Here is an 18,561-nt window from a genome sequence, read left to right as displayed (position 1 = left end):
GATTAGAGAATGGACTGGAAGAGCAAGCGGATTCGCACAATTCTCGAAGCGGCACTGGCAGAAGACAAGGTCGCCAACGATGTCACCACGGCACTGACCATCGACAAAGGCCTGCGCGCCTCCGGCACCATCATCGCTCGCGAGGACTGCATCGTCTCGGGGCTGGGCTGCATTCCGGTGATCCTCGATATCTTCTCCAAGATGTCGACCACGCCGTTGGGACGCTTCGAGGTGATAAGCCATCCCGAGATCTTCGACGGCGTGAAGGTGAAGAAGGGTCAGTCGCTGGCGGTGATTCGCCACAACGCTTCGGCGATTCTCTCCTGCGAACGCGTCACCCTGAACCTGATGCAGCGCATGAGCGGCATCGCCACGCTGACCAACCAGTTCGTGAAGTCCATCGCAGGGACAAAGGCCAAGATCCTGGACACGAGAAAGACCATCCCCGGTCTGCGCGCGCTCGACAAATACGCCGTCTGCTGCGGCGGCGGCGTGAACCACCGACTGGATTTGCAGGATGGCATTCTCATCAAGAACAATCACATCTCGCTGGGCGGCGGCCTTCCCATTGTGCTGGAGCGCGCTCTGAAAGGCCGGAAGGCTGGACAGATTGTGCAGGTCGAGGTGCGCAGCCAGCTTGAATTGGAACAGGCCATCGCGGGGGGAGCCGAATCGATTCTGCTGGATAATATGAAGCCAGCGATTGTGAAGAAGGCAGTCAAACAGATTCGAAAATCTCTACCAAACGCTCCAATCGAAGCCTCCGGCAATATGAATCTGAAGACGGTCCGCGATTACGCTTTGGCTGGCGTGGATTTTATTTCGGTAGGAGCGCTGACCCACTCGGCGGTCGCGGTCGATCTGAGCATGAAGATTACAGCAGATGTCTACTGAGGGCAGCGTGTTCGATTTAGCCGCGCTGGACACGGAGATTGCAGGAACAGCATTCGCTGGACGGGTGCAGCACTTCGCGTCAGTCGGCTCGACCAATGCATTGGCGTTGGAGGCCGCGCAGGCCGGGGCACGAGTGGGCGTATGGGTCGCCGAGGAGCAGACCGCTGGCCGCGGTCGCGGTGGACATGGCTGGCATTCCGCAGCGGGAGAGGGACTTTACGTCAGCGCTCTGGTCGCGCCAACGCTTCCAATGACCATGGCGCTATGGCTCTCATTGGCTACAGGGCTGGCTGCTCGGGCAGCGATTCGCGAAGTAACTGGACAAGTAGTGGATATCAGGTGGCCAAATGATCTGCTGCTGCATCGGCGGAAGTGCGGGGGCATCCTGGTTGAGACAGCGGTCGATGGAGCCATGCTGCGGTATGCAGTGATTGGCATCGGCATCAATGTAAACCACGCTGGCTTTCCAGCCGAGTTGGAGGCACTGGCAACTTCCCTGCGGATGGAGAGTCGCGGCAAAGTTTCGCGCGAGGTTCTTTTAGGCGCCTTGCTGCGGGCACTGGATCAAGAGATTTCGCTGCTGGTGCAGGAGCATCGTGGTGAGATTGCCGGAGCTGGCCTGCTGGAGCGGTTTACCGAAGCTTCGAGCTGGGTGCGCGGCAAGCGGGTTAAGGTAGAAGAAGGCGGCGGCTATACTGGCGTGACGAATGGGCTGGATCCGCGCGGATTTTTGCTCGTAGACGGGGACGACGGCACGATGCACACCGTGCTCTCGGGCGGGGTTCGGGAAGGGTAACGAGGCGAGATTGCGATGCTATTAGTGATGGATGTCGGCAATACGAATACGGTGCTGGGGCTGTACCGGCTGGCGGATGGGAGCGCTCCTGACGCTGTGGCGACGGAGCTGGTTGCGAACTGGAGAATCACCACTTCCACCAAGCTGACGGTGGATGAGTTCGCCATGCTGCTGCGGAATTTGTTTGGGCTGAAAGACCTGGAGATTGGAGTAGTAGATGGGATTGTCATCTCGTCGGTCGTGCCTCCGCTGGACTCGACGCTGCGGCAGACCTGCGAGACGTACTTTCAGGTGAAGCCGGTCTTCATTGAGCCGGGAGTGAAGACCGGGCTGCCGGTGCTGACGGACAATCCGACCGAGGTGGGAGCGGACCGCATCGTGAATTGCGTTGCGGCCTTCGAGCGGTTTGGTGGCCCGACGATCGTGGTCGACATGGGCACAGCAACCACGTTCGATGTGATCTCGAAGAAGGGCGAGTTTATGGGAGGCGCAATTGCACCGGGCCTCGGCATCTCTGCAGACGCGCTGTTTTCGCGAGCGGCGCGGCTTCCCCGCATCAGCGTCAAGAAGCCCGCAAAGATCATCGGCACCGGGACGGTCGATAACATTCAGATCGGCTTGTACTACGGCTATATCGGGCTGGTGGATGGCATTCTGGAACGGATGATTGCAGAACTGGGGCCGGAGACGAAGACCGTCGCCACGGGTGGCTTGGCCACGCTGATCGCCGAGGGATCGAAGTACATCGGCGCAGTGGATGAGATGCTGACACTGACTGGGCTGCGCATCGTCTATGAACGCAATCTCGATCGGCATAAGAAGCGTGGGACGTTGCCGGAGAACAAGCAGCCGCAAGGGTAGATGCAAGGATAGATGCAGAATTACTTCAATTACTTTACGGAGATCGAGCAGCGGTTTCAGCAGCGGCGCGGATCGCTGCTGATGCTGTCTACGCTCGACTGGGCGCTGATTGAGACGTGGCGCGAGGCGGGCATTCCTCTGGAGGCAGTGCTGCGCGGCATCGATAACGCGTTTGATAAACATGACGCCAAAGCACTGCGAGCCACTGGCAGAGCGCGCAAGGTGAATGGCTTGGCGTGGTGTGCGCAGAGTGTGATGGAGGCCGTCGAGCAGGCGCGCGAGGCTGCGATTGGAACTGCATCCACCGCAAGCGCAGAGACGACGGAGAGCGGCTTTGAGACAGAGCGGGTGGGGCGGTATCTGGAGGCGAATGCGGCTGTTGTAGAGGCCGCCGCGCTGAGTGCTCCGGCGGATGCAGTGGCAGCGGAGGTTGCAGGCCGGTTGCGGGCGCTGGCCCTGGGGTTAGTTGCTGAACCTGTGATGTCGCTCGAGGAGCTTGACCGGACCTTGACCGTGCTCGAAGAGAAGCTGTTTGCGGCTCTGTTGACCGCTGCCCCTGAAGAGGAGCTGGTAGCGTTGAGGGAGCAGGCTGCACGCGAGCTTTCGCCGTACAAGGGAAAGATGCAGGCGGTGCAGATCAAGCAGGTGCAGCAGCAGTTCTTGCAGAAGCGAATGCTAGAGGCACGGAAGCTGCCGAGGTTGAGCCTCTTTTATATGAGCCATGGATGAAGGTGGGAAAGCTTAACACCGATCTGCACCGATGACACCGATCAGGAACAGACAACGGCAGTGTAGTTTGTCCATGCTGCAATGGCCAAAGCGGCGTTCTTATTGGAGTAACGATTTATATAGAAGAAAAATGAAAGTAACGAATGATGTTACGAATTGAAAAAGCGGTATATGGTGGGGCCGGGTTGGCTCATCAGGCTGAAGGTGAGGGTACGGGGAGGGCTGTGTTTGTTCCGTTTACGCTGCCGGGAGAGCTGGTGGAGGCCAGTGCAACCGAGAGCAAGGCTGGAATCATAAATGCCGAACTGGTGCAGGTTATTGAGGCTTCGAGCGACCGGGTGAAGCCGAAGTGCGCGCACTTTGGGGAGTGCGGTGGGTGCCACTATCAACATGCAAACTACAAAGCTCAACTTGAGATCAAGATGGAGATTTTGCGGGAGACGCTGGAGCGCGCCGGTCTGGTGAAGTTGCCCGAGGTCGAGGTTCATGCGGGCGAGCCGTGGCACTATCGCAACCGCATACGGCTACGCGTTGCGAAGGTAGACGGTGTGCTGCGTGTGGGATATCTGCGGCGCGGATCGAATGATTTTTTGCCAATAGAAATGTGCCCGATTGCCGCGCCAATATTGTGGCGAGCGGCAGAGGCATTGTTGGAGTTGGCCGAGACCTCCGATGCGGCGCGGTGGATGGAGAAGATCACAGAGGTTGAATTTTTTACCACGCAAGACGAGAGCGCCTTGCAGATGACCGTGTTCACGCAGCATCGCGTTGCGGGATTCGATGCCTTCTGCGAGCGGCTGCAAGAGCTGCTGCCGGAGTTGGTGGGAGCAGGAGCGTCGATGCTGCATGCAGAAGGCTCGCGGAGAGCCGAACGTCCGCGAGTCATTGCGTCCTGGGGAGCCGAAGGACTGAGTTATGCGGTGGCTGGAGAAAAGTATTGGGTAAGCCGCGGCGGCTTCTTTCAGGTGAACCGCTTCCTGGTAGATGATCTGGTGCGGATGGTTACGTCAGGCCGTCAAGGGGCGCTGGCATGGGATCTATACGCCGGAGTGGGATTGTTTTCGCGAGCGCTGAAGACGAGTTTCGGGGAGGTTGTTGCGGTAGAGGCTGCGGCGGACGATCTCATAAAGACCTTCAAAGGCGATGGCAGACGCGCCGTTGCGGCTACGACGGTGGAGTTTCTGCGCGGCGCGGTGGTGCAGCGGGAAAGACCCGAGCTGGTGGTGATGGACCCTCCGAGAGCCGGGGTGGGAGCGGAAGTTTGCACGCTGTTGGGACGTGTCGCCGCGAAGGAGATCGTCTATGTCTCGTGCGATCCGGTAACTTTGGCGCGGGATTTGAAGGCTCTGGTAGACTTCGGCTACCAAATTAAAGAGTTACATATGGTCGATATGTTTCCGCAAACGTTTCATCAGGAGACAGTGGTGGTACTCGACTGTCCGTAACGCAGTAGAGACGCGGCAAAAGGAACGGTAGATACGGTCAGTGAACAGAGCATTAAAAGCTGACAAATCGAGCTGCCGGCCTAATCCGAAGCTTTGGAGAGAGGCAGGGACGGAGCGGCTGCGGTTTGGGCGCGCTCCTCTGCTGGCTGCGGCGGCCTGGTTTGCCGTGGGCGAGATGATGGCCCACAACCGGCAGCCTGCGATCGTGCTGCTGATCGCTTTGGTGGTCTTGGCCGGATTAGTTCTCGTCGGACTTCGGTGGTCGCTTCGAACTGCAATTCTGCCTTTGGCCGCGGTTTGGATGGTGGTGGGGATGTGGTGTGCCGAGGTGCAGCCGTCGCCAGTGCCGCAGACGATCTTGCAGAGTTATGCGGATGGATTAAGCAGACAGGTTCGGGGGCGCGTGATCAGGGTGCGAGAACTGCCGCCGCGTCAGAAGGCCGTCGATCAGGACAACGATCCTGCGTGGTGGCTGGAGAAAGAGCCGGATGCCGCCGATGCTGTCTCCGTCGACCTGCAAGTGGAGGATGTGGAATACCTGACCCCGGATATATCGCGGATGGTTCCGGTGCCGGGCGGGGTCCGAGTTACGGTGCTGATGGATAGGGCCACGATTGGATCGATGCAAACCCACGTCCGAGAATCCGGACGTGGGGCACCCGATGTTTTGCGGTGTGGGGACGTGATCGAAGGGCCGATGCGGCTGAAGATACCGGAGCGGTATCGCGATCCGGGCGCGTGGCAGTATGCGGACTATCTGCTGGCGCAGGGGCTGGGCTTTCACGCAACGGTCAAGGCCAGCAAGGTGACGATGCTGGGCGAAGGCGCGCGCGACCTGCAGTGCAGAGTGTACGCGGCGCAGAGCTGGGCATCGGACCGAATCTCGGGATATGTAAGGTCGGGAGCGAACCGTGGAATGCCACAGGCGCTGCGGTTGGGCGCAGACGATGCGGGAATGTTGAATGCTATGCTCTTCGGCGACCGCACGGGGTTGAATCGTGCGCTGCGACTGGGGTTTGAGCGGACGGGATCGTTCCATCTGTTCGTGGTCTCGGGAATGCATGTGGCGTTGCTGGCAGGGCTGGTGTTCTGGGTAACGCGGCGGCTTAGGCTGAGCGAGTGGCTGGCTACGCTGCTGACGATTGCGTTGACGGCAGGGTATGCGCTGCTAACCGGGTTTGGGGTTCCAGTGCAGCGAGCCTTGTGGATGGTGGCAATCTTTCTGGTGGCTCGCTTGTTGTCACGGGACAGAAATGTGCTGAATGCACTGGGCGCGGCGGCGCTGGGGGTGCTGGTATGGTCGCCCGGGAGTCTGTTTGAGGCCAGCTTTCAGATGACGTTTCTTGCCATTATGGCGATTGGAGGAATCGCCGTTCCGCTGTGGGAGCGAGGCCCTGCGGAATATGCGCGAGCGGCGCGACATATCCGGGATGAGTGGGAGGATGTGCGGCTGCGGCCCGAGGTGGCGCAGTTTCGGGTCATGTTGCGAGTTTGGGGCGAGGCGTTTGCGGAGCTGCTGGGACGGTGGGCGCGAGGCGTTCCGGCAATGGCAGGGCGGTGCGGATTCTGGGCTCTGGAGCTGGTGTTGATTGGGGTGGTCGTAGAGCTGGTGATGGCGCTGCCGATGGCGGTTTACTTTCATCGGGCCACCGTGTTTGCGCTGCCTGCGAATATGTTAAGCGTGCCGCTGGTAACGGTGCTGGCTCCCATGGCGGTGGTGACATTTTGCGCGATGCTGGTAAGCCCGGTGCTGGCGATGTTGCCCGGAGCGGCGACGGCGTTGTTGCTGCACGGGATCACGAATGGGATTGGGCGCGTGAGTCAGATTCGAGCAGCGGATATGCGAGTTCCTGGGCCAGTCTGGTGGGTAGTCTTGCTTGCAGTAGTGGGATGGGGATTCTGCTGCTGGGCGGTGAGGCGATCGCGGGCGTGGAGCTGGGTGGCCGTAGCTGTACTACCGCTGATTGCGGTGATGGTGTTGTGGCCGGAGCGGCCGGTGACCTCACCGGGAACGCTGGAGGTAACGGCGATCGATGTAGGCCAGGGAGATTCGCTGCTTGTGGTAAGCCCAGAGGGCAAGGCGATGCTCGTCGATGCGGGTGGGCCGGTAGGTGGGCCCTCCGAGGCTGCGGCGGCGAGCAGTGGGTTTGATATCGGAGAGGAGGTAGTCGCTCCGTACCTGTGGTCGCGGCGGATTCGGCGGCTGGATGTGGTGGCTCTGAGCCATGCGCATAGCGACCACATGGGCGGGATGCCCGCGGTGTTGCGGGACTTCAGGCCGAGGGAGCTGTGGGTGGGGATCGATCCGGATTCAGAGGCTTACCGTGAGTTGCTGGCGGAGGCCAAAGCGTTGGGGGTGGTGGTGAAGCACTTTCATGCAGGAGAGGATCTGGCGTGGGGTGGAACGGAGATTTCGATGCTGGCACCCGAGCCTGGGTACAGGAACGAAGGCTCTCCGGTGAACGATGACTCACTGGTGATGCGGATGCAGTATGGCAAGGCTTCGGTACTGCTGGAGGGAGACGCCGAGGCTCCGAGCGAGCAGGCGATGATGGCGGATAGAAAGATGCGGCCAGTGACGCTGCTGAAGGTGGGGCACCATGGCAGCAATAGCTCGACGACGCCGGAGTTTTTTGCGCAGGCTGCTCCAAAGGATGCGGTGATCTCAGTGGGCAAGGGGAATACCTTCGGGCATCCTCGCGTCGAGGTCATCGACCGAATTGCGGCGGCGCATACGCGGCTTTACCGGACGGACGAGTTTGGACTGACTACATTTTTTCTGGGGCGCGACGGTGGAATTCGCGAGGTATTAGGTGCGGGAGATGAATGACTGTGCCTTGAAAAAAGAAGCAATCCCTATTGATATCGTTTACATGATTTCAATAACAGACAGGAACAAAAGCAAATAAGGGAACCCTTCCTTTCAAGCAAAATAAGCACATACTGGAATGCGTTTGATCTAAGCGTCAATTCTGTGCAGCGGGTCTATCCTATCGTTGCTTCCATATGATAAAAAGACACCTTGGCAGGACCACTTTCCGCGACGATATGGGCCGACAAAGACAGATACACATTTAGCGATGCGTATGACGGATCGCTTTGGATGCGGACCAGTTTCCACGACGATAATGGGCCGACAAAAATAAACGCACATTGAGCGGTGCGCTGAGACGCATCGCATTGGAGAAGGAAAAGGAAATGGCAGAAGCAACTTGTGATATTGGATTGATTGGTCTGGCTGTTATGGGCCAGAACCTTGTACTGAACATGAACGACCACGGATACAAGGTCGCCGTGTTCAATCGGACGGTCTCTAAAGTCGATGAGTTCATCAACCACGAGGCGAAGGGTACCGAGGTGGTTGGAGCGCACTCGGTAGAAGAGATGTGCAAGCTGCTGAAGACGCCGCGCCGCGTCATGATTATGGTGAAGGCGGGCGACGTCGTCGACCAGACGATCGAGCAGGTGCTGCCGCACCTCGAAAAGGGCGACATCATTATTGACGGCGGCAACTCGCTGTTCACCGACTCCAACCGCCGCACCAAGGACCTTGCAGCCAAGGGAATTCTGTTTATCGGCACCGGAGTAAGCGGCGGCGAAGAGGGTGCGCGGTTCGGCCCGTCGATTATGCCGGGCGGCAACAAGGAAGCATGGCCCCATGTGAAGGAGATCTTTCAGGCCATCGCGGCAAAGGTGGAAGACGGCACTCCCTGCTGCGACTGGGTGGGCGAAGACGGTGCGGGCCACTACGTCAAGATGGTCCACAACGGCATTGAGTATGGCGATATGCAGTTGATCTGCGAGGCCTATCAGTTGCTGAAGGACGGGCTCGGCCTGACCGCCGATGAATTTGCCGAGGTCTTCAACGAATGGAACAAGGGCGAGCTGGACAGCTTCCTGATTGAGATTTCGGCGACGATCTTTGCCAAGAAGGACGACGATGGCCAGCCGATGGTCGACAAGATTCTGGATACGGCGGGACAGAAGGGCACGGGTAAGTGGACCGCCATCTCTGCGCTGGACCTCGGCATGCCGGTGACGTTGATCGGCGAGAGCGTATTTGCACGTTGTCTCTCGGCGCTCAAAGACGAGCGCGTTGCGGCTTCGAAGGTGCTGACCGGACCGAAAAAGGCCCTGACGGTTTCGGAGAAGGCGCAGTTCATCGAAGACGTTCGCCGGGCGCTTTACTGCTCGAAGATGATCAGCTACGCGCAGGGCTACATGCTGTTGCGTGCTGCTGAAAAAGAGATGAACTGGAACCTCAATATGGGCGGTATCGCGCTGATGTGGCGCGGCGGCTGCATCATTCGCAGCGCCTTCCTGGGAGACATCAAGGCGGCGTTCGACAAGAATCCGAAGCTGCAGAATCTGCTGATGGACGACTTCTTCTCGGCGGCGCTGAACAAGTACGGCGCATCGTGGCGGAAGGCTGTCATTCACGCAATCGAGATCGGCGTGCCCATGCCTGCGTTCTCGACGGCGCTTGCGTTCTACGATGGCTACAGAACGGAGCGGCTGCCAGCGAACCTGCTGCAGGCGCAGCGCGACTTCTTCGGCGCTCACACCTACGAGCGCGTCGATAAGCCTCGCGGCGAGTTCTTCCACACCAACTGGACCGGACGCGGCGGCCGGGTTGCCTCTTCGACCTATAACGCTTAGTCATTTTGCAGGATGGATAAAGGCCAGAGGCAATTGCCTCTGGCCTTTATCTTTTTGGTGCGCGTTGTAGAAGAAGTGAGGCAGGAATCCGCGGGAGGGTTTTGGATATCTAACTATAGGTTGGTGTTTGGCGGAGGTTACTCGATGGAGCTGAACGAGACGGGTGAGGTGGCTGCGAGAATCAGCGCTGCGGAACGAGCCGAGGAACAGAAGCTGCTCCGCCGCTTGCAGATGATGATGAACATGACCATGCAGGTCATCGCGCAGGATGCGTCACTGACGGTAGATGAGGCCGCACAGATGATCGGCGACAGCAGGAAGGCCGCGTTGGCCATGTTTCCGGGAAAAGAGCTGGCATACGACCTGATCTGGAAGCCGCGATTTCAGCGGTTAATGCGGGAACGCTTTCGTATTATGTAACTTTAACTGATACCTATCGATCGGATGCTCCAGAACATGCGAATACGGTTGGCTGAGCAGGAGGATGTTGCAGCGGTCATCGAGTTGTTGCGACGCATAGTGCCATCGATGCGGGCGACAGGAAATCTGCAGTGGGATGAAAATTATCCGACTGCCGCAGTGTTTGAGCATGATGTTGAGCAGGGACAGCTTTGGGTGGCCGAGATCGACGGCATCTTTGCAGGGATGGTTTCGCTAACGACGGGCCACGAACCGGACTATGGGCACGCCGGTTGGAATATCGAAGAAGCCGGAGTGATGGTGCATCGCCTTGCTGTCGATCCACAGTTTCGCGGTGCGGGGGTGGCACTGGCCCTGATGCAGAAGGCTGAAGAAGTTGCAGCAGAGCGTGGCATCCCGGCCGTGCGTACAGACACGAGCGCGGAGAATGAGGCAGCGCAAAGACTATTCCTCAAGCTGGGATATGAAAAGACCGGGGAGATCAGTTTGTCGTTTCGGCCGGGGCTGCGCGTGATCTGCTTTGAAAAGCGGCTGAATTAGGCGCAGCTCCACAGGATGTAAATGGTTACATTACAATTAGCGCGACGGTTCAGGAAATCTCTGGCCGTTCCGTTCTCCTGCTCTTTTGCGCATTTGCGAGTAGGGAGGGACAACTTCGCAAAATTGAAAAGGAGACATGATGAAAACACTGCGTTGGGTTTGGATATGTTCGCTACTGATGCTTGTACTGCTGGTACCAGCGGCTGGGAACGCGCTGGAAAACGGTTTGGCGCGAACGCCGCCGATGGGTTGGAATAGCTGGAACAAGTATGCGTGCAAGGGCATCAACGAAGGCGTCGTTCGCGAGACCGCCGATGCGATGGCCAGCAATGGGATGAAAGATGCCGGATATCAGTACGTGATCATCGACGACTGCTGGCAGACGGGCCGCGACGCCGAGGGCAACATCGTCGTGGACAAGGAGAAGTTTCCCAACGGCATCAAGGCCGTCGCAGACTATGTCCACTCCAAGGGCTTGAAGTTCGGAATCTACACGGATGCAGGTATGAAGACTTGCGGAGGCCGTCCCGGCAGCCTTGGCCATGAGTATCAGGATGCGCGTCAGTATGCGGAGTGGGGCGTGGACTACTTGAAGGAAGATTGGTGCAATACCGTGCCGGGGCAGAACAGCGAAGCGTCGTATACGGTGATGCGCGATGCGCTGAAGGCTTCAGGAAGACCGATCCTCTTCAGCATCTGCGAGTGGGGATCGACGAAGCCGTGGCTCTGGGCTGGGTCTATTGGAAATATGTGGCGGTCTACGGGCGACATTCAGGATTGCTGGGACTGCAAGAAGACCTGGGGCGGCAATGGCGTGGTCCAGATTCTGGACCTGATGGATGGGATCGAGAGCTACGCAGGCCCCGGCCACTGGAACGATCCGGACATGCTGGAGGTAGGCAACAACGGCCTGACGACGACGGAAAATCGTGCGCACTTCAGCATGTGGGCAATGTTTTCGGCTCCGCTGCTGGCGGGCAATGACATCGAACACATGTCCGCCGACACGAAGGAGATTCTGCTGAACAAAGAGGTCATCGCGATCGATCAGGACACTCTGGGACAGCAGGGACGCAGGGTGAAGAAGGACGGCGATCTGGAGATCTGGTCGAAGCAACTGGCCGATGGCGGGCGTGCAGTCGCGCTGCTGAATCGCAGTGCTGCCTCGGCCAAGATCTCGGTGAAGTGGACAGACATCGGCTATCCCGATACGCTGAGCGCTTCGGTACGCGACCTCTGGGCGAAGAAGGATGTAGGACAGAAGACCGGTGGCTATTCGGCCGAAGTTCCCAGCCACGGAGTCGTGATGATCAAGGTAATGCCGTAGCAGCTTGCGGCGTTTTTAGAGCAAAGAAAAAGGGTTGCCGTCTGCTTCATCGCAGGCGGCAACCCTTCTTACATTTGATAAGTTGTGAGCTTGCCGATCTCGAAGATGGCAGGCTGTGTTTTAGAACTCGATGCGCGCCGTCAATTGAGCATCGCGTGAAGTATTGGCCTGGGTGCTGACCGTACCGAAGGTGGAGCTGCCAAACTGGGTTCCGATACCGCCGAACTGAGTGTGGTTGGTGACGTTGTACAGATCTGCTTCCAACATCAGGTGTGCTCCCTCGAAGCCGAGACCGAAGGTGCGGCGGAGGCTGATGTCCACGTTGTAGTTGCCGGGACCGTAGAGGTTATACGGAGCGGTGCGAGGCGAGTTGCTGAATACAGGATTGGCTGCCGTGGAAGGAGTCGTGATGAAAGCAGCCGGATTGATGAACTGCAGTTTCGCGAGCGTCGTCGTGTTTCCGCCATGTCCCCAGTTGCCATTCGGCATCACCGAGCCGGAGAAGCCGGGAGCCAGGCTCGGCAGGCAGGTTCCGTTGGCAGCGTTGGTGCCGCAGGAAGATGCTGTGAGCGTCAAAGGCGAACCGGAGTACATCTGGACGATGCTGGAGAATTTGAAGTTGCTGAGCAAAGCGCGCGTCACAGCGTATTGACCACCGAAGCCGTTCTTGCCAAAGGGAAGATCGTAGACGCCGGTGAGAACGAAGTGTTGCGGTTGGTTAGAGGTGGACACGTTGCGTTCGATCGAATCGACTTTGTGGAACTTGCCGTCGCCGGAGAACTGCGCCGGGATATCGTAACCGGAGCGGAAGACGCCGCCGTCGTCGATCGCTCTCGACCAGGTGTAGTTGGCCATGAAGGTAAGGCCGTGGGAGACGCGCTTGTTGAGCGAGATCTGCAGACCGTTGTAGTTGGAGTTTCCGATGTTGCCATACGTGTCGGAGACGCTGTACTGGGGAAACGGCTTGAGCAAGGTCGAAAGCGACTGCTTCGGATCGAAGGAGGTGTAACCGTTTTGCGGCGTGACGCCCTCAGCTTCCATCGCCGCAATGTTTGCCGGGGTGGCCTTGTTGCTCAAGATGGCTCCGAGACCGAGGTACTTGGGATCGAGCTGGTTGATCCAGTAGCCGCGGCCGTTATTGCCATCGGTGACTTCAAAGTGTCCCTGCGAGCCGACGTAGCTCATGGTCAGCGTCAGGGTGTCAGTGAACGACCGCTGGAAGCCGAAGCTCCAGTTGATGTACTGAGGCGCACGGGCTCCGAGGTAAGGATCGCCGTAGCCGACAGACTGCGGAGCCGTTGAAGGATTGCTCAAGGCGGTGCTGTAGCCGGTGCCGAAGCTGGACGAATAGTTAGGCAGAACGGGCGGTGGCGTCAGACCCTGGAAACCAGCATCGAGCTGCTGGGAAGGATCGTAGTTGGTTGCGTTGACGTAAGCCGTCTTGGGGCTGGCGGAGAAGCCAAGAGTTCCGCTGCCAGACCTGGAGGTCGCAGAGCCGCCAACGCCGTTGCCGTGGGTGTACATCACGCCCCAGCTTCCGCGCCAGACCATCTTAGGATCGCTCTGGAAGGCGAAGCCGAGACGTGGCCCGAGGTTCTTGAAGTAGTTGTTGACACCCGTGTGGCAGTGGCAGCTTGCGGCGCCAGCGGCTGAGCCGGCGAATTCCAAAGCGCCATTGTTGCCGGTGAGCGGATTGGTCTCCGTTGGGTTGAAGAAGGAGAGCTTGTCGTTCGCTTCGCGATAGGTCGGATAGAAGTCATACCGCAGGCCGATGTTCACAGTCAGCCTGGAGTTTACTTTCCAGTCATCCTGCACATAGGGCGAGATGGGGCGGAAGCGCGCTCCGGTCTCAACGATAGCGAGGTTGTCGGTCAGGGACTGGCTATCGACCGCCCCGGAAAGGAAGCTGGCGTACGAGTAGCCGCCCGTCGTATCGAGCGTGGTCGTGGAATGGGCGAGAGAACAGGGATTCTCGTTTTTGACGGTGCAGGTGAAGCCCTGCGTCTCAGATGCCGTGTTGGCCAGCGTCAAGGGGCTGGTACCGGTGGCGTTGGTCAGATACTGATACTGCAGCCATGCGATCTGAGCGCCGATGGTGAGGGTGTGCTTGCCGAGCATCCACTGAAGGTTGTCGGTTGCGATATAGGCATTGGAGATGGCGGTGTTGGCCACACTGCCTGCCCAGCCGGTGGGGTTGCTGCCATTGCCTGAAAAGGTGACGAGCGGAAAGGCATTGGACGCCTGACCGGTAGGAAGACCGGTGATGCCAGCCGCCGTCGCGGCAAAGTCTCCGCCGCTGTTGGGATTGAAGGTAGGGCCGTTATAACGGGCGAAGCCATAGTTGAACTGGTTCACCATCTTGGGGGTAATCGTGTAGTTGTCCTGTAACACCCAGACCGTGGTCTTGGGGGCGTATTCCTGTCCGTAGTTGTAGGGAGCAAAGGGAAGAACGCTGCGGCCGGAGGTCGTCTGAACGGCTGGGCCAGTCGTCGCCTGGCGGCCCTTGCCGAAGGTGAGCGAAACGGTGTTCTTCGAGTTGACGACCCAGTCCACGCGGTCAGTGGTCATCCAGTTATAGAGACCGTATTTGTAGCCGCCGACAAAGTTGTTGCCGGTCGTGGTGGGCAGGGTGATGTTCTTGGGGAAGAAGCTTTGCAGATGCTGTGCGACCTGCGACTGCTTCGCCAGAGGAATGGTGTTGTTGGCGTATTGCGTACGGGTGCAGGAAGTACCGGCAGAGTTGCAGACCGTGGAAGTCGGGTCGTAGACCTTCAGGCCTTGATCGCTGAAATCTCCGTTGTATTCCGCCTGGGTCGGTACCGTCTGGTATGCCGCCAGAGGGCCGTGGGCAAAACGGTAGGCATCATAGTTGAGGAAGAAGAAGAGCTTGTCCTTCTTGATCGCGCCGCTCAGCACAGCGCCGTACTCGTTCATGTTCTCGCGAGGCTTTACTGCGTAGCCCTTCGTGGGATCGATCTGCGCCGGAGCGAAGAAGCCCCAACTGTCGAGAGCGGTGTTGCGGAAGTAGTCGTAGACCGATCCGTGGAGCTTGTTGCCGCCGGACTTGGTGGAGTAGTTCTGAACGCCCATGCCTTCATACATGGCCGAGTAGCCTGAGGTCTGGACCTGAAACTGGTCGATAGCATCCACTGAAATCGCAGTCCAGACGAACCGGGTATCGCCTTGACCGGCGACTGACGTAAATGGAATGCCGTTGATGTACACCGATGACGCTGCGCCACGGCTGCCGGAGCCATTGACGACGCCGGTGTTGGTGGTGGCATTGCCATTGGTCTCATTGCCTTGAACACCGGGCATCAGGACAGCAAAGTCCGTCGCTCGGCGCTGGTCGGGGCTGCCGCCTGCGCCCATCTGAATGGGCAGCGCGGCATACATCGACTGCTCCATGGTGGCGCCCAGAGTGGCGTTGCTGGTTTCAAGAGCAGGAGGCGCGGCGGAGATGGTGACGCTCTGCGCCTCGGAGCCGACGGACAACGCAATATTCACGTTCGAGATCTCGAGCGCATTGACGTTGACATGCTCCTGCGTGGTCGTCTGAAAGCCCGCCGCCGTGACGGCAATCGTGTAGATATCAGGATCGAGCGGGGAGATATCGTAGTCTCCCGAAGAGGTCGACGTGCGTGTCACCCTGGTGCCCTTGGTGGTCGAGGTGACCACGACGGAAGCCCCGGGAACAACAGCGCCGGAAGGATCGGTAACAACACCTTTTATCTCTCCTTTGCCGGAGAGTTGGGCGCGGAGCGGCAGGGTGCAGAACAGGGCGACTGCGGCGATGAGAGCAAGCAGGAAGACAGAGTGCTTGCCCGAAGACGCCGGTGGGCGCTGGAAACGGATGTTACTGTACGTCATCTTTACCTCACAAAGTTTAAAAGAGAAAACGTTATCGTGCGCAACGTCTTGAATTGCGCTTCGATTGATTTATAGACCTAACAGGTCAGACCACATTGAGACGAAAGCTAGCTTCTACTTTCTAAGCATCCCCTGTCAAGAACTATTTTTGTTGCTTTTGTACTTGAATGTCCTAAATGGAACGCACGAAAAACTGGCAATAACGCGCCTCTATGGCCGCTTTACCCACAAAGCGGCTACAGTAGGCGCAAATTGAATAGAATTCTCCACTGGTTGTACCTTGCACGGCGCATTTTCTGGAAAAACGCGGCGTGCAGCGCGTAAACGCTATTGCGCAGGCTGACCTTCGAGCCACTGGTGGAGACTAGGTTCCTGCGTCGCGCGGAACTGGATGCAGGCGTTGATGCTGTCGATGGATTTGGCCAGGGTGCGTGCCGAGGCATCGACCGGGTGGGTGGCAAAGAAACCGGTCACCTGATCGCGGCCTTCAGCGGTGCAGAACGAGCCAGCGGCAGCGACGACACGCACTCCCGAGTTGGTCGTGAACTGAGCGTGGACCTTGTCCCAATGCTTCTGGATGTAGTCCCACGCTTGCGTCCGGGTAGCACGCTGCTGCAGCAGAATGGATAAGATTCGCCAACTATCCTGGTTGCGAACCTCGCCTGAGGAGGCATAGTCGAGCGTACGGGTGACAAGCGCAGGGTCGAGAAAGCGCGCCAGCGTCTGGAGCGCATCGGACTGGAGCCCGGGATCGCTCGAGTCTTTGCTGGCAGCAAAAACCTTATCGTAGAAGGCCGCGTCCCCATTGCTGGCGGCGATCATAACCGCCGCGTCGCTGAGGGCGGGATCGAGATTCTTGTCCCTCTTGTGGCCGAAGCTACGGTCTGCGATCTCGCGGGACTGAGCGACGATGGCGGGATCGTTGGCAACTCCAAGAAGCTCGAAGAGAAGGGCGCGAAGCTGGCTTTGATCGAAGGAGTCATGCTTCGAAGGCTTACCAAGAGCAGCATAAACGGGGTCGAACTGATTGCGCAGGGCCGTGTTGAGCCGGTCCAGATCCTTGCCGGTAGCGACCTTCGACTTGATGGTGTAGATCTTGCCCAGCGCGGTTTCGAGGACAGCAGCGTTGGGGTCCTGCTTGAGAGCGAGGACTAAGTTGAGGTAGTCGGAGATAGAGGACCGTCCCGAAGGAACAAGCGCCCAGCGGTCGCCGATAAAGTTGATGCGCTCAGTCGAAGTGAGGGCCGTCTCTGCCTTCGCCTCGATCGCCTTGTACTGCGCCGCCGTATAAGCCGTGCGGAAGTAGCCTTTGGCTAAGCCATTGGCGTAAAAGAATGGGCTGCCTTCAGCAGCAGAAAGAGTAAGTTCGCCGGGGGCGAGCAGATGACAGGCTGGCTTTCCGCTGGTCTTGAGGCAGACAGGCAGCGTCCATTGCTGGCTGGTCTGATCCGCAGCGGTCGGCGTAAGAAAGAAGCGGCTTTGGGCAACGGGTATTCCCGAGGCAGAGGTGTCGGAGAAGGTCAGCAGAGGCACACCGGGCTGCGCGACGAAGCTGGACATAATCTTGTCGACAGGCAGATGGCTGGTCGCAGTCTGTGCGTTCCAGAAGTCCTCGGCAGTCGCGTTGGCATAGAGATGTGCGGCGAGGTAGTTGTGGACGCCCTGACGAAAGGTCTCTTCGCCGACATAGTTCTCGACCATGTTGAGAACTGCGCCTGCTTTGCCATAGGCGATGCCGTCGAACATCTCGTTGATCTGGGCAGGGGTATCGGCAGTCGCCCGAATGGTGCGGGTGGTAGCCTGCGAATCGTAGTTCAGCGTGGTATCCAGCTCCTGCGCCTCGTCCTGCGGGATGTTCCATTCGGGATGCCATGCAGCGACCGGCTTGTGCTCCATCCAGGTGGCAAAGCCCTCGTTGAGCCAGATGTTGTCCCACCACTGCATGGTGACCATATCGCCGAACCATTGATGTGCCATCTCATGCGCTACCACGGCAGCTACATTCTTCTTTTCGGGGATGCCGGCGGTCTTGCTGTCGATCAGAAGGTCAGTCTCGCGATAGGTGATGCAGCCAAAATTCTCCATGGCTCCAGCCTCAAAGTCGGGCAGGGCTACCATGTCGAGCTTGGGCATGGGGTACTTGATGCCGAAGTAGGTGTCGTAATAATGCAGGATGTACTCAGCCGACTTGACGGCGAACTGCGTGAGCTTGACCTTGTCGGGCGTGGAGCATGCGCGGATGGGAACACCGTCGCTGCTGCCTTTCGTGCACTGGAAGTCGCCTACGAGAAACGCCACCAGATAGGTAGACATGCGCGGCGTAGTGGCGAACTTGATGGTGTGCTTCTCATCCGGTACCGGGGTGTCGGAGACGATATTGGTGTTGGAGATAACAGTGTCACCACGATCAACGGTCAGAGCGATGTCGAAGGTGGCCTTGAGCGCAGGCTCATCGAAGCTGGGAAAGGCACGGCGGGCGTCCGTCGGCTCGAACTGGGTGACCGCGTAGTTGCGCCGTGCGGTCTTCGAGAGATAGAAGCCGCGCAGCTTGTCATTAAGGATGCCGTCGTAACGAATGTCGAGAGTGACCTTGCCCAAGAGAGGCTGAGCAAAGGTGAAGGTCGCTTGCTCCTTGTCAGGGTCGAGCGAGACCTGCGCGGTCTGTGAGCCCACGGTGACGGAGAGAAATTTGATCTCGGCCGCGTTGAGCGTGATGGTCGTGCTGGGCTGATCGAGGTTGAGGTCGATGCTCTCAGTGCCGGTGAACGTCGCGGCCTTGAGGTCAGGAGTGAGCGCCAGAGTGTAGTGCTCGGGATGGACGCCGGAGGGAAGGCGCTGGGCCGAAGCCGCGAGGGGAGCGATGCAGGAGGCGATGACGAGGAGGGCCGAAGGGAGGAGGTTCTTTGTGGTCAGCATGTGTTCTGCTTAAACGTTACATGCTGAAGCTCATTGAGACAAACGCTCTACCTACACCAGAGCGTCTGAATTCGCATGTTTTGTGATCCTATTCATGCGTTGTG

At 58.6% G+C, this 18,561-nt stretch carries 12 protein-coding genes; 10 read left to right on the top strand and 2 right to left on the bottom strand.

Translation table 11 applies throughout. The features are described from left to right. The first annotated feature begins 9 nt into the window (after positions 1-9). From nadC to GSQ81_RS16880, 10 genes are all read left to right on the top strand, one after another. Positions 10-894: a carboxylating nicotinate-nucleotide diphosphorylase gene (gene nadC / locus GSQ81_RS16925; protein ID WP_158911811.1), complete on the top strand. Its 885-nt coding sequence runs from the start codon at positions 10-12 to the stop codon at positions 892-894. A gap of 7 nt (positions 895-901) precedes the next feature. Next, complete coding sequence (locus GSQ81_RS16920) at positions 902-1,690, top strand: biotin--[acetyl-CoA-carboxylase] ligase (protein WP_254060261.1); 789 nt, start codon at positions 902-904, stop codon at positions 1,688-1,690. A gap of 15 nt (positions 1,691-1,705) precedes the next feature. After that, positions 1,706-2,551 (top strand): type III pantothenate kinase, encoded by an 846-nt coding sequence (locus GSQ81_RS16915; protein ID WP_158911809.1) that lies wholly within the window; start codon positions 1,706-1,708, stop codon positions 2,549-2,551. 12 nt (positions 2,552-2,563) lie between these two features. Beyond that, positions 2,564-3,280, top strand: a complete 717-nt coding sequence (locus GSQ81_RS16910) for a hypothetical protein (protein ID WP_158911808.1) — start codon at positions 2,564-2,566, stop codon at positions 3,278-3,280. Between the two features lie 143 nt (positions 3,281-3,423). After that, the gene (gene rlmD, locus GSQ81_RS16905; protein ID WP_158911807.1) at positions 3,424-4,725 is read left to right on the top strand and encodes a 23S rRNA (uracil(1939)-C(5))-methyltransferase RlmD; all 1,302 of its coding nucleotides are present in this window, start codon (positions 3,424-3,426) and stop codon (positions 4,723-4,725) included. Between the two features lie 40 nt (positions 4,726-4,765). Next, positions 4,766-7,555: a ComEC/Rec2 family competence protein gene (locus GSQ81_RS16900; protein ID WP_158911806.1), complete on the top strand. Its 2,790-nt coding sequence runs from the start codon at positions 4,766-4,768 to the stop codon at positions 7,553-7,555. Between the two features lie 368 nt (positions 7,556-7,923). Next, on the top strand, positions 7,924-9,384 hold the full coding sequence (gene gnd / locus GSQ81_RS16895) for a decarboxylating NADP(+)-dependent phosphogluconate dehydrogenase (RefSeq protein ID WP_158911805.1): 1,461 nt from the start codon (positions 7,924-7,926) through the stop codon (positions 9,382-9,384). Between the two features lie 144 nt (positions 9,385-9,528). Beyond that, a complete protein-coding gene (locus GSQ81_RS16890) occupies positions 9,529-9,804 on the top strand; it encodes a hypothetical protein (protein WP_158911804.1) in 276 nt (91 codons plus the stop codon). A 36-nt stretch (positions 9,805-9,840) separates the two neighbouring features. After that, positions 9,841-10,344: a GNAT family N-acetyltransferase gene (locus tag GSQ81_RS16885; protein ID WP_158911803.1), complete on the top strand. Its 504-nt coding sequence runs from the start codon at positions 9,841-9,843 to the stop codon at positions 10,342-10,344. A 136-nt stretch (positions 10,345-10,480) separates the two neighbouring features. After that, complete coding sequence (locus tag GSQ81_RS16880) at positions 10,481-11,671, top strand: glycoside hydrolase family 27 protein (RefSeq protein ID WP_158911802.1); 1,191 nt, start codon at positions 10,481-10,483, stop codon at positions 11,669-11,671. 120 nt (positions 11,672-11,791) lie between these two features. On the opposite strand, the gene GSQ81_RS16875 is transcribed toward GSQ81_RS16880, so the two are convergent. Next, on the bottom strand, positions 11,792-15,541 hold the full coding sequence (locus GSQ81_RS16875) for a TonB-dependent receptor (protein WP_158911801.1): 3,750 nt from the start codon (positions 15,539-15,541) through the stop codon (positions 11,792-11,794). A gap of 327 nt (positions 15,542-15,868) precedes the next feature. Next, positions 15,869-18,457, bottom strand: coding sequence for a M1 family metallopeptidase (locus GSQ81_RS16870; protein WP_158911800.1), 2,589 nt, complete (start codon positions 18,455-18,457; stop codon positions 15,869-15,871). Positions 18,458-18,561: the final 104 nt, after the last annotated feature.

Origin of the sequence: Granulicella sp. L56, from assembly GCF_009765835.1 — a bacterium.
Taxonomy (GTDB): domain Bacteria; phylum Acidobacteriota; class Terriglobia; order Terriglobales; family Acidobacteriaceae; genus Edaphobacter.
The sequence above is the reverse complement of the archived record's forward strand: the minus strand, read 5'-3'. Positions and strand labels throughout refer to the sequence as shown.